The following is a 13164-nucleotide window of genomic DNA, read 5'->3' on the forward strand; positions in this document are numbered from 1 at the left end:
CAAATGAAGATGAAATCAGCTTTTAAGATTGGATTAATTTCCTTTTTACTAATGCCAATGTTTTTATTGGCTCAAAAATCCCCATCAGGAATTAGCCATTCCTTTTTCGTTGCGGGACCTCAATTTACCGGCATCATTGATGAAGCAGGTGAAGTAGTTTGGGATTCCCAAAAAAGAGGTGCTAGAGATGGTTATGTGCTTAAAAATGGGAATATTTTGGTTTGTTGGGCCAGCGAGGTTCGGGAGTACGACGCACAAAAGAGAGTTATTCTTAGCTATAAAAGGTCGGAAAAGAAAATGGAACTTGGAACAGCGGTCAGGCTTCGTAATGGGAACACTTTGATTACCGAATCTGGAAAGAAACCGCGAATCGTCGAAATCAATAAAAAGGGCGAAGTGGTCAAAAGCACCCCACTTCAACCTGAAACAGAAAATGTGCATATGCAGACCCGTATGGCCAGAAAGTTAAAAAACGGGAACTATCTTGTTCCGCACCTGTTGGCCTTTGCGGTCAAAGAATACCAACCGGATGGAACAATTGTCAATACCTTTAGCACAGATTATGAGGATTTTGGAGGGCGAAGTGCAAAAACATGGCCTTTCACAGCGATTCGGATGAAGAACGGCAATACCTTGGTCACCCTTACCAATGGCAATCGTGTGGTTGAACTGGATGCCGATGGAAATATCGTCTGGCAGATATCCAATGCTGATTTTGATGGAGACCCATTAGTTGACCCTTGTGGAGCACAAAGACTTCCTAACGGAAATACGGTTGTTGCAAGTTATGGTGCCAAAGAGGGAATAAAACTATTTGAAGTCGATAAGGACAAAAATATCGTTTGGACGTACAATAATTATAGAGCGCACCATTTTCAAATATTAACTACGAATGGGAAACGCATAAAAGGGACTCCGCTTAAATAAAGAATGACCTTGATAATAACTTTGCTCAACGGTGGTGGCATGGAAGGTCCTTCGGATTTTCTACTTTTCTTGGGAAGAATGCACCCCTTGGTTGTTCATTTGCCAATAGGGTTTTTACTATTGTCCGCTTTGGTGGAATGGGTCGTTAAAAAGCCAAAATTTCAACCTTTAAAAAATTATACACATTATCTGTGGGCGCTCGGAAGCATAAGTGCCTTTCTCGCGGTGCTTTTTGGTTATTTTCTTTCGCTGTCAGGAGACTATAATGAAGATACCTTGTTCTGGCATAAGTGGATGGGAGTTGCTGTATTCTTGTTTTCACTAGTTTGTTATTTTGTTTCGAGAAAGCAATTGAAACTTCCGTCGTATGCGAGGGCCGTTTTGGTATCCCTTGTGACATTTACTATTATTTACACAGGACATTTAGGAGGAAACCTAACCCATGGATCCACGTATTTGTTGGAATATGCCCCCAATGTTGTCAGGAATCTGGCCGGGATGCCAGATAAAGCAATTCCAAGGGAAAAAGTTACGGTGCTGGATTCAGCGGATGTGTATTTGGATTTGGTTTCACCGATCATGGACAGACGTTGTGTTAGCTGTCACAATGATGACAAGAAGAAAGGCGATTTAGACCTGACCACTTATGCAAATCTTGCATTGGGCGGGGAAAGCGGAGAAGTTGTAGTGCCGGGCGACCCAAATTCGAGTGACATCTACCGACGTATTACGTTACCACAGACCCATGATGACTTTATGCCCACCGAGGGCAAGCCACCTTTATCCGATGATGAAGTGGCCATAATTGGATGGTGGATTGAAAAGAACGTTCCCCCTAGTGGTTATTTTGTGGCCATGGGACCTGATGAAAAGATGAAGGTGATGGTGGAAAAATATTTAGGTCTGGACAAGAATAATCTTCTGAACCAAAAAGTAGAGGCGCCAAAGAAAGAAGTTATTGATTCGTTGACAAACCACGGTTTTATTTTGAATCAGTTGATCATGGACAACAACTTTTTGGAAGCGAACTTTAGTTTGAGTGAACAAGAATTGAATGACCAGGCTTTGGTAACCCTTCTGGGACTAAAAGATCAGCTGATTTGGTTGAACATGAGCAATTCAGGAGTCAACAATGTACACTTGGAACAAATAGGTAAATTGGAAAACTTGATAAAGTTGAACCTCAGTACCAACACAATTACTGACGAGGGGTTGATTCATCTGGCTCAACTACAAAATTTGGAATCCATCAATTTATACAAAACCGGTGTTTCCGAAGGATTGCTCTCGCTTGTTCCCCAACTTCCAAACCTAAAACGGCTTTACCTTTCAGAGTCCAAGGTGGATAGCATCACCGTTGCGCAACTTCGCAGGGAACATCAAAAATTACAAATAGTTTTTGAAGAAAAACGGTAGACTCTCAATCGCTAAAGGTCATCGATTTTAATGCTGTCAACTTTTACGGGACGATTTTCCTCTAAGGATCTATTGGCGGCTTCAGCCAGTATCATGGCTTTGAGCCCATCTTCCCCGGTGACTGGCATGGGAGTTTGGTTTAGGAGAGCGTCTACAAAAACCCGTATTTCCTCAAGATAGGAGGATTCATAACGATCCATGAAAAAGTTCAGATGTCGATCCAGACCAGAACCCGTTTCAGTTGCGATGCACACTTCACTTTTAAGTGGATTATCAACTTTTATGACACCTTTAGATCCAAATACCTCGAGCCGTTGATCATATCCATATTTTGATTCACGACTGTTTTGAATTGTGGCAACAGCGCCATTTTCAAACTTCAACAGAACAGTCGCACTATCAATGTCACCAGCTTCTCCGATTTCCGGGTCCACTAGGCAATTGCCATAGGCAAAAACCTCTTCTACTTCGCATCCCATGATAAACCGGGCCATATCAAAATCATGTATGGTCATGTCCTTGAACAATCCTCCTGATTTTTTAATATAGGAAATAGGAGGAGGAGCGGGATCACGACTTACAATTTGCAGACTGCGAAGGTTTCCGATTTTTCCATTTAAAATTTCAGCTCTCACCTTGGAAAAATTGGTATCGAACCTTTGGTTGAAACCAATCATCAAGGGAACTTTCAAATTGGAAATTGTGTTTATCGTCTCACTTGATTTTTTGAGGGATTTATCAATGGGTTTTTCACAAAAAACAGCCTTTCCAGCTTGGGCAGCTTTGACGGCATATTCGGAATGGGTATCGCTGGGTGAACTGATGAGGACGGCATCAATTTCTGGGTCCTTGATTATGATATCAATATCATCCGAAACATTTTTGACCCCTTGATTCAAGGCAAATTTTTGCCCTTCCTTTCCTGGATTGACAGCGGCGATCAGTTCAACTCCTTCAATTTTTCTGGAAAGATTTTCGAGGTGGATTTTCCCCATTCTTCCTACCCCGATAATTCCAACTTTAAGCATATGGTTTGGTTTATTTAAAGATACGTTTCACAGGTCAGTATTGCAACTGAAATTTGTTGTGAAAATGGGGGTTTCAGGTGAATTTGTTTGATGTATTGAACGAGTTTATTCTGAACCCTCAACATGGAAATTTGAAGTCCATTTATCCATTCAGCTTATGTGATAAGGATTGATAGATTGTTTTAAAATGTACTTGTACGAAAAGGAATCACAATTATGTTAATTTGCGTAACTGGGACTTCAAAAAAACATTTATTGCAAAAATAGTATTGCAATGTGCTAAAAAATTGTAAAGAACATATTGGTTTTTTTTTATTAATTGGTTCCGTGGATTTTTTGAGGTGCAAAATCTCCGTTGAATATTTTTATGGTAAAACAAGCTAAAACATCCATTTTACACACCGATGAGGCGCTGTTAGGTCGTTTGAAGGCAAATGATGAGCGTGCCCTTACCAAGTTGTACGACAGGTATTGGGATTCTGCCTTTTTGGCTGCGTATAATGTGCTTGGCGATAAAAAGCTTTGCGAGGATGTTGTGCAGGAATTGTTTTTGGATATTTGGAATAGGAGACAAGAAATCCGCATAAAGACAACGTTTAAAAGCTATTTTTTTTCCTGTGTCCGCTATCAGGTGTTTGCGCAAATAAGAAAAAGGCAAAAAAATGTGAGGGCCGAACTTTTTGAAGGCTTGGATTATAGAATACATTACAATTGCCCAGAATCTGAATACCTCTACCATGAACTGGTTGAAAAAATCAACAATACCGTGGAGCACTTACCAAAGAAATGTAGGGAGGTATACAAGCTCAGTAGAAATGAACATTTAAGTCATGCCGAAATTTCCAATCGTCTTCATATATCCACCAAAACTGTGGAAAACCATATGACCAAGGCGCTCAAAATACTACGGAATGCAATGGGTATTTTCTTTTTTACCCTAGTGTGGTACCTACTGTAATACCGACTGTTTAACCACTTCTAGTTTTAATCCTACCAAAAAAAGTTGAGAATTTTTTCTTTTCGACTAGGGGATACCCATCAAAATTGACACTATAACATAAAGCCCACCATTGGGCGAGCAATATTGGTATGGATAAAAAAAGCTTTTTAGCCCTATTGGATAAATACCTCAAAGGAGCCACTACAGCGAAAGAAGAAGAGTTTCTGTTGAACTATTTTAATAGCTTTCAAGGAAATGAACCCGATGACTGGCCACAAGAACTGGGAGATCCAGGGGAGCTCAAGGAAAAAATGTTGGGACAGATATCACAACGTTTAAATGCCAAAGCATCCAGAAGCATTAAGATTGGTCAAGTAAGATTCAACACCTTTTTGAAATATGCGGCAACGGTAGCCATTGTATTTGGCGCAGTATATTTTTTCTTCATAGATCAGGAGGGGTCATTGTTACCTGATACTTCAAATTCGATAGTATTGAAACTGGAGGATGGAAATGTAGATGTAATCTCGGAGAATGACCAAAAAAAGATAATGGATTCCAAGGGTAATGTTGTTGGCTTCCAAAAGGGCAATACCATTTCCTACGAGCAACGAAAAGCCCAAAATCAGGTATTGGTCTATAACGAATTGACGGTGCCTTTGGGCAAAAAATTTGATTTGGTACTGTCCGATGGTACACAGGTAAAGCTTAACGCCGGAAGTACCATTAAATACCCAGTTCATTTTGTAGAAGGCTCTCCCAGGGCAGTTGAGGTTTGGGGTGAGGCATATTTTGATGTGACCAGGGATGAAAACCATCCTTTCTTGGTCGATGCAAACAACATTCAGGTAAAAGTTTTGGGGACCAAATTCAATGTGACGTCCTATCCAGAAGATGATGATATCAATGCTGTTTTGGTAGAGGGATCAATACAACTTTTTGATACAGAAGCATCCGATGCACAGGATGCCTTTGTAATTGTCCCAAATCAGAAAGCTTCTTGGAATAAAAATACAGGTGAAATGACCATTGAGGAAGTCGACACCGATATATATACCTCATGGATAAACGGAAGGATTGTTTTCAAGAATACACCTTTCAAAAATATCAGGAAAAAACTCGAAAGACGCTACGATGTGACCATAATAAACAACAATGCGTCTTTGGATGAAAAGTTCTATAACGCCTCATTTGACATTGAGACAATTGAGCAGGTTATGGAGGCTTTTAAAGAGAACTATGATATAGACTACACCATAACCAACGGCCAAATTATTATTAACTAAAACCAGTTTGTATGACCAAAAACTAACAAACCTAACAATCACAAAATCGGAGGATGGGCCAACATCCCCCGATAGCTAACCGTGATTCTAACTAATGTACAACCACAATAACGCTTTTAAAAGTATGAAAAAAACAACTAATTCAGGTGTGCTATTATGGGGCATCCCGAAATTTGATCTCAAAATGAAACTCACTACAATTTTATTGATTGTTTCGTTGTTCAGAATTCAGGCCAGCACATACTCGCAAACAACGAAAATCTCACTAGACCTAGATCAGGTCAGTGTGGAACAAGTGCTCGACGAGATAGAGCGCAATACAGATTTTAAGTTCTTGGCCAATACTCAAGAGATTAACTTGGGAAGAATCGTCAGTATTAAAGTAAGAAACCAGAAGATTAAATCCATTCTTAATAGGATATTCGACGATGGAGACGTTGTGTATTCTATTTTGGGCAAGCAGATAGTGCTCAAAAAGAATAAGCGGCGGAAGGCAGAGGCCGAAACAGCAGTTGTCCAAAGGTCTATATCGGGTACCACTGTTGATTCCAGTGGCCAACCGCTTCCGGGGGTTAACGTCGTGCAGAAAGGAACAGGAAACGGAACATCTACCGATTTCGACGGGAATTATAGCCTAAATGTGTCCAGTGATTCTGCCATCTTGGTATTTTCCTATATCGGTTTTGTAACTGTGGAAGTTCCTGTGGAGAATCAGACCACAATTAATGTAACCATGATGGAAGATGCGAGCGAACTTGATGAGGTTGTAGTAACGGCCCTTGGAATCAGAAAGGAAGCAAAAGCACTGGGTTACGCTGTTTCCAAGGTGGATTCCGATAGGGTACTTGCCAGTGGTTCTCCAATAAATGCTTTGCAATCGCTTTATGGAACTGCTTCTGGGGTACAGGTAGCTGGAACGGCTAGTGGACCCACAGGTGGTTTTAAGATTAACATTCGTAATGCGGTGTCCTTTGACCAGAACTCTACCACAAGGCCTTTGATAGTTGTGGACGGTATCCCAATATATGACCAAGATACCGGGATTACACGAAATGCAAGAACAGGAAGGGACAACGGAACGGGAATCAATGATATTAATGCGGAGGATATTGCTTCCATGGAAATTCTAAAAGGGGCAAAAGCCTCTGTTCTTTATGGTAGTGAAGGAGCTAATGGGGTACTATTGATTACTACTAAGTCTGGATCCAGAAGCCAGGGGCTTGGTATTAGTGCTTCCATGACCACAACGATTGAACAAAGTGCGTTTACGCCGGTACTTCAAGATCAATATGGAACAGGTCGTAGCGCAAGTATAGATGCAAACGATGACCAAGGCTTTTATATCAATGAAGTGGGCGAAAGGGCACTTGATGTAAGCGGCCCAGGTTTCGGCCCCAGATATGATCCTGGTGTACAACTTCGCTGGTGGGACGGTTCTTTACGTCCTTGGCAACCCACAAGAAGGGACGTTTTTGACCAACTTTTCAGAACGGGTAGTCAAAGACTTCTCAATGTTGCTGTAAGTTCAGGCGGAGAAAAGGGTTCTATTCGTTTTGCATACACCAATATGGATTACAAACCTATTACCCGGGGTGGAGATTACGACCGAAACACTTTTAGCGTAAATGCTTCGTACAAGTTAAATGATGCTATTTCGATTAAATATGTAGGTAACTATTTTGTGACCGATAATCTAAACGCTTCTTTTGAGGGATCTGCGGACTCACAAGGTTCCACTTCCGGCTTGGGAGGGTATACGCGTGACGTCGATGTAGACCTCTTGCGTAGATTTTTGGTAACTGAAAATGGGTTTAACTTTTTCCAAGGCGAAGATCAGCAACGCGAATTTATCTCCACAGGGAGACGAACAGTGGTTAGCTCTCTTTGGGATTGGACCCAGAACGAAAGTGAGTTTAGACGTATTCATGGTATCCAGTCCCTAACCTTGGATTTGACCTTGAGTAAAGTGTTCAGTGCACAAATCTTGGCAGGGATAGATAATACTGATGAAAGAAGTATTTATAGGGGTAAATTGGAAGATCCCAGTTTGATAGGGCCAAATAGTGGCTCCGTGTTCAGGGATCAAAATCGTGAGATCAAAAGATCCTACATTCAGGGAACACTTAACTTTAATACTCGCTTTAATGATTGGGGGCTTTCTGGTCTTGTCGGTGCTATCCATAGAGATAATCGTTTTCAGACCAAAGGAGCGGAGCGTATAGGTGGATTTGTAATTCCTAACTTCTTCTCTTTTAGTAACCTGCCCTCAGGTCAGCAGCCCAATTACATTAACGATAATGGGCGTGATGTACTTTACGGAGTTTTAGGGTCTGTTCAAGTGGATTGGAAAGATCAGATTTTTGTCGAAGCGCAGGCTCGTCAGGATTGGTCCTCTATCCTGCCTCCGAATAACAACAGTTATTTTTATCCCGGTTTAAGCACGACTTGGATTGCTTCCAACTCCTTAAACCTTCCCTCTTTTGTAAAGTTTCTAAAACTTAGGACTTCATGGGCAGATGTGGGAAGACCAGGGCCATTGTATTTTGGAAATGTAAACCTTGGAGTATCGCAATCTGGGAATGGATTCATTCTAAGTCCTCCAAGTTCCCTACCTCCAATCGATGCCCAGTTTGTACAAAACCTGAAACCGGAACGGAAACGTGAGTTTGAAGCAGGTCTTGAAGCCTTCTTATTTGAAAACCAAAGAATAGGGATTGACTTTTCTATCTATAGAGCAAATACCTACGATCAGATTATGCAGATTACCGCTCCTCCAGGACTTGGGGTAAACACGGTAAGGGTAAATGCAGCTGATGTACAGAACACCGGTTGGGAATTGGGTCTTAGGACCAAACCAATATTTAACAAGAATTTCCAATGGGGACTGGATATGACCTTTGCTTCCGCTCGGACCAAGGTGAACGGTCTAACGGATGATCTTACCTCCCAATTATTGTTTAGCAGAAATGGCCTCAACTACGTTGCCGAAGTTGGGGGAGAGTATGGGACTATCATCCAACAACAAGGATTCCAGAACTACATCAACCCATCTGATGACAACGACCCCAATAATGGAGCACGTATTGTCGAAAATGGTGGGGCTCGCTATGCATATAACCGGAGCAGTAACAGAAAGGTAGGAAAATTGCTTCCTGATGTCACGGGAGGTGCGTTCAATAGATTTAGCTATAAGAATTTCACCTTGGTGGCCAATATAGATTATTCCTTTGGCGCCACTTTTGTAAGTGAAGCTGAAACTTATATGTTGGCCGCAGGAGTCTTGCGGGAAAGTTTACCCTTTAGGGATGCTGCTAATGGGGGTCAGGCCTATTATATAAATGATGAAGGTGCCAGAGTAGCGGGTACAAACCCAGGAGATGGGGCTACTTTTAACGACGGAGTTATCTTGGATGGTGTACGTAACGATGGTACTACAAATGACCAAGTTGTATCTGCCGAGGATTATTATGGATCATCTTACTTTTCCAATGGCTTCTTTCCAGAAGACCGCATTTTTAAAAGTGATTATATAGCGTTGCGTAATGTGTCATTGGATTATAGGCTTCCTGTTATTGCTAAGAAAATGGGATTGTCAGAGGCAGTAATCTCTGTTTTTGCCAACAACGTGGCTTATCTGTATAAAGCTGCGCCCAACTCTATTCCCGAAGCCAGCAATGGAACTGGATGGTCGGCCGGTGCTTTTTCTACTACAGCATTACCGCTGCAGAGATCATTAGGATTATCCTTAAGAGTTAAACTATAAAATTGCGAATTATGAAAAATGTATTAACTAAATTGACTTTATGTGTTCTGGTTTTGGCCACGTCCTATAGTTGTCAAGATCAGCTAGAGGAACTGTATCAAGATCCAGACGGTTTTTCCAAAACCCAAGCAGATGGGGCCGGCGTTAGTATTATTGCCGGATACTTTACCTCCCAGTTGACCCAAGGATTTTATTTAAGGGGCGATTATGGAGCTCAATATCATCAAATGCGAAGCGGATCCCGTGTAATGGGAACCGGAGTACAGTTGTATTTTACTGCTCCAGAAGCCTTTGGGGTTCCTTATACCTTACGAGATGTTGAAAACGATTGGGGTTCCAATGGGTTTAACCGATCAGTTTTTAATCAATTGAACAGTAATTGGGTAAAGGGTATTCTTTGGGCCCAAAAGGAGTTCAATAACATTGCTGAAGCAGACCGTACCAAGTTGGATGTACTTTTTATGCGATTACTGCATGCCTTGAAGGGATATGCCTACCAACGAGGAATTGACGGATATGACAATGTACCATATTTTCAGACCGGATCTGCCGGAGCCTTGGATGGGGATAGAGCTGAATGGTTGGGTCAAGAAGAAGTATATCCCATTATTATTGCTGAACTGGGCGAGATTGAGGAATATTTGTCCACTTTGGAATTGGATTCCAGCGAGCTGAGTGTTTTCCAAAATCAAGACGTCATTTTTAATGGAAGCATTATGCAATGGCGGAAGTATATAAACTCCCTGCGATTAAGATGGGCCATGACCGTTAGCGAAAGACTTCCAGACCTTACCTCGGCAACCATCAACGAGTTGGCGGGAAAACCACTTTTTGATGAAGCTAATGACGTAGCTGGATTGGCAGATATTGCTATTGTTGATCCCTCCCGCTTGCAACGTGAATTGGGGATAACACGAGCTTTCCGCGAAAGAGCGGATGAAAGTCGTGCTCCAAAACGTTATTTGGAAGATACCATGTTTTGTATACCAACGGAAGAAAGTGTGGTAGTGGAAGGAGAAACCTTGTACTATTTTAGTGGCGATAATGCTGCTGAAGGACTTGAGAACGGAACAGTTGATCCCAGAATCAAATACGTTTTCTCTTCGGATATCCTAGGGCGTTATATTGGTGCTGAAACAAGCTGGGACAATGGTAGCGACCCCAATAGTTATTTGAACAAAATAGTTAGAACCTATTATATCAACCACCCCATTATGACGGATGTAAATGTTACTGAAGTTTCTTTTGGTTCTGAGGATGGGGACGAGCAGACCATTGCACTTAGTGCAGATTTAGAAGGCACCTTGGCAGGTCGTGAGGCCTTCTTACTGGATGCTTTCCGTGGGTACCTTACAAGTTCTAGCGATACTAATTTCCAAATAGGTACCGATAATAACCTTATAGCGGAATTCAATGTGCGTCCATTGTACAATTTTGACATTAGATACCCTACCCTACATGCTGTGGAAACCGAACTTTCACTTGCCGAGGCAGCAGTGCGTGGCTTTGGTAATGCAGGATCGGCCCGTCAACATTATGCAAATGCTATCAAGTTGTCATGCGATTATTGGTATGATATTAATAACGATAACTCCTACAGTCAGCAAACAGTGCCTGCATTCCCAAGCAATATGGATCCGTCCAGAATAGAAAGGGATAGACCTACCAAGGAATACAATGCCACTGCTTTTGCGGAATTTGCCGCCCAGCATTTCGACACTTTGTCAGATCAGGAGAAGGTTCAGGCCATTTTCAATCAACTGCAGTTGCACTATGGCCTATTTAATTTTGAAGTGCCTTGGACATCGGCAAGACGATTGATAAAATACCTAGGGGATAACCCAGGATCGCCTTACGAAATATTTCAATGGAAGGAGCGCTTTTTGTACAATCCTAGTATTCAGGCTACAGACCCAGCGGCTTGGGCAATCATCAGTCAAACCGATGACCCCAATATCCCAGTTTGGTTTACTGCGCGTGATACCAAATGGAGAAATACGCTTGAATAAAATCTAAACATGACCGAATAGAAAAATGGAGCCAAAATAAATCCAACAATTCGTGTGGTAGTAAAATTTTGGCTTCTACCACGGTCAAAAAATAAAATAAACAAATGAAAAGAATTTTTTATGTCATCCTTACATTGGTTTTGGTAGTTTCCTGTACCAAAGATGATGAAGGGTCTATATTCGGAAACGCAAGTGGAGATAATGGTAACATATTGGCGGGCATCACCGTAAAGTTGTATACAGAGAATACATCCTTACTTCAACAAACAACTACGGATGCTGAAGGTAACTTTACGTTTACCGGCCTGGAGGCCGCCAATTATTTTGTTGGAGCCACCATTACTGTTGGCGATGTTGTTTGGGATACGGGTAATACTCCTCAAATTGTATATGTAGGAGGGGAAACTGCCAGGGAAGTTGTACTTACCTTGAATCCGAAATAAGCTTTGAATTTATTCCGGAAATCTGTGATTTCTTGAATTATACGTTTGATCGAACATTTTTTGAGTTAGTTCGTTGTGGATTGCCGGCCATTTATGGTCGGCTTTCTTTCTTTGAGCCAATTGAAAGTGCTTTCTCAACAAAAAGATAAGTGGGAGAAACCGCCAATGTCAAAAACTACCTAATATTGTAGCGTATGTTTCAGAGATTGGCATTTAAATTAGAGGAATTGCTCGGAAACCACATCAATTAAAACCAACTAAAATGAAGAAGATGCTATTTTTTATTGCCCTGTGCATGTTCGGGTTTGCTATGAAGGCACAAAATGACCAACCACCGAAGATTGTGTTGATTACACTGGATGGTCTGCGCTGGCAAGAATTGTTTACAGGAGCGGATGAGCTTTTGGTCACAAATAAGGATTATGTGCATGATACCCTTATGCTCAAAACCAAATATTGGCGTCAGTCAGCTGAAGAAAGAAGGAAGGCGCTTATGCCTTTTTTCTGGAATGAGGTGGTCGCCATGGGGCAATTGCACGGAAACCGGAATTTGGGCAGCAAAATGAACCTGACCAATGGTATGTGGTTTTCATATCCCGGTTACAACGAAATCTTGACAGGAAAAGCCGACGATGCTAGAATCGATAGTAATAACAAGTTCGACAACCCGAATACCACGGTTTTGGAAAGGTATCACAACACTCCGCAGGGCAAAGGCAAGGTAGCGGCTTTCGGTAGCTGGGATGTTTTTCCCTTTATCGTTAATGAGAATCGCTCAGGAATCCCTGTAAATGCCGGATTTGAACCTGCAAAGCATGATTTGAACGAACGCGAGAAATTCTTGAACCAACTACAGAAACAGATTCCGAGCCCATGGGGTAGTGTTCGATTGGATGCTTTTACACATCATTATGCGTTGGAGCATATGAAAAAAGAGCACCCCAATCTGGTTTATATCGCATATGGGGAAACAGATGACTTTGCCCATGAAGGAGATTACCAGGCTTATTTAAAAGCCGCCAATAATACGGATGCCTTGATCAAGGAAATATGGGATTTTACACAACAGGATGACTTCTATAAAGACCAAACCGTTTTTATCATCACAACGGACCATGGTCGGGGAACACAACCGCTAAAAACATGGACAGGTCATGGTTCCCAGATAAAAGGAGCTGATGAGGTATGGTTGGTGACCTTCGGGAAAGATATTCCAGCCTTGGGAGAAGTGGATTTTAAAGAACAACTGTATACCAATCAAATTGCTCCAACCATTTTGCACCTGTTGGGCATGCCCTCAGAAAGTGATGACATTGTAGGCAAGCCATTAAAGCTTAATAGAACCCAGTAGT

Annotated in this window: 9 protein-coding genes; 8 read left to right on the top strand and 1 reads right to left on the bottom strand. The window is 41.7% G+C overall.

Annotated elements, in window-relative coordinates; all coding sequences use genetic code 11:
• The first annotated feature begins 3 nt into the window (after nt 1-3).
• Both ACULLH_RS05520 and ACULLH_RS05525 read left to right on the top strand, forming a co-directional pair.
• Complete coding sequence (locus ACULLH_RS05520; RefSeq protein WP_454087722.1) at nt 4-927, top strand: beta-propeller domain-containing protein; 924 nt, start codon at nt 4-6, stop codon at nt 925-927.
• A gap of 3 nt (nt 928-930) precedes the next feature.
• Complete coding sequence (locus ACULLH_RS05525; protein ID WP_454087723.1) at nt 931-2343, top strand: c-type cytochrome domain-containing protein; 1413 nt, start codon at nt 931-933, stop codon at nt 2341-2343.
• Between the two features lie 11 nt (nt 2344-2354).
• On the opposite strand, the gene iolG is transcribed toward ACULLH_RS05525, so the two are convergent.
• On the bottom strand, nt 2355-3371 hold the full coding sequence (gene iolG / locus ACULLH_RS05530) for an inositol 2-dehydrogenase (RefSeq protein WP_454087724.1): 1017 nt from the start codon (nt 3369-3371) through the stop codon (nt 2355-2357).
• Between the two features lie 367 nt (nt 3372-3738).
• Between iolG and ACULLH_RS05535 the strand changes: the two genes are divergently transcribed.
• The 6 genes from ACULLH_RS05535 (at nt 3739) to ACULLH_RS05560 (ending at nt 13163) form a co-directional block, all read left to right on the top strand.
• Nucleotides 3739-4329 (top strand): RNA polymerase sigma-70 factor, encoded by a 591-nt coding sequence (locus tag ACULLH_RS05535; RefSeq protein ID WP_454087725.1) that lies wholly within the window; start codon nt 3739-3741, stop codon nt 4327-4329.
• A 131-nt stretch (nt 4330-4460) separates the two neighbouring features.
• Nucleotides 4461-5597, top strand: coding sequence for a FecR family protein (locus tag ACULLH_RS05540; protein ID WP_454087726.1), 1137 nt, complete (start codon nt 4461-4463; stop codon nt 5595-5597).
• Between the two features lie 184 nt (nt 5598-5781).
• Nucleotides 5782-9360, top strand: a complete 3579-nt coding sequence (locus tag ACULLH_RS05545; RefSeq protein WP_454087727.1) for a SusC/RagA family TonB-linked outer membrane protein — start codon at nt 5782-5784, stop codon at nt 9358-9360.
• Nucleotides 9361-9371: 11 nt separating this feature from the next.
• Nucleotides 9372-11369 (top strand): SusD/RagB family nutrient-binding outer membrane lipoprotein, encoded by a 1998-nt coding sequence (locus ACULLH_RS05550; RefSeq protein ID WP_454087728.1) that lies wholly within the window; start codon nt 9372-9374, stop codon nt 11367-11369.
• A 104-nt stretch (nt 11370-11473) separates the two neighbouring features.
• Nucleotides 11474-11812: a carboxypeptidase regulatory-like domain-containing protein gene (locus tag ACULLH_RS05555; protein WP_454087729.1), complete on the top strand. Its 339-nt coding sequence runs from the start codon at nt 11474-11476 to the stop codon at nt 11810-11812.
• 262 nt (nt 11813-12074) lie between these two features.
• Nucleotides 12075-13163, top strand: a complete 1089-nt coding sequence (locus tag ACULLH_RS05560) for a phosphoglyceromutase (protein WP_454087730.1) — start codon at nt 12075-12077, stop codon at nt 13161-13163.
• Nucleotide 13164: the final 1 nt, after the last annotated feature.

This window comes from Flagellimonas sp. 2504JD4-2 (genome assembly GCF_053642935.1).

Excerpts from the sequence above, each read along its gene's own strand:
- ACULLH_RS05545 (WP_454087727.1), top strand. The coding sequence starts at position 5,782 with ATGAAACTCACTACAATTTTATTGATTGTTTCGTTGTTCAGAATTCAG.
- ACULLH_RS05555 (WP_454087729.1), top strand. The coding sequence starts at position 11,474 with ATGAAAAGAATTTTTTATGTCATCCTTACATTGGTTTTGGTAGTTTCC.
- ACULLH_RS05550 (WP_454087728.1), top strand. The coding sequence starts at position 9,372 with ATGAAAAATGTATTAACTAAATTGACTTTATGTGTTCTGGTTTTGGCC.
- ACULLH_RS05560 (WP_454087730.1), top strand. The coding sequence starts at position 12,075 with ATGAAGAAGATGCTATTTTTTATTGCCCTGTGCATGTTCGGGTTTGCT.
- ACULLH_RS05520 (WP_454087722.1), top strand. The coding sequence starts at position 4 with ATGAAGATGAAATCAGCTTTTAAGATTGGATTAATTTCCTTTTTACTA.
- ACULLH_RS05540 (WP_454087726.1), top strand. The coding sequence starts at position 4,461 with ATGGATAAAAAAAGCTTTTTAGCCCTATTGGATAAATACCTCAAAGGA.
- ACULLH_RS05525 (WP_454087723.1), top strand. The coding sequence starts at position 931 with ATGACCTTGATAATAACTTTGCTCAACGGTGGTGGCATGGAAGGTCCT.
- ACULLH_RS05535 (WP_454087725.1), top strand. The coding sequence starts at position 3,739 with ATGGTAAAACAAGCTAAAACATCCATTTTACACACCGATGAGGCGCTG.
- iolG (WP_454087724.1), bottom strand. The coding sequence starts at position 3,371 with ATGCTTAAAGTTGGAATTATCGGGGTAGGAAGAATGGGGAAAATCCAC.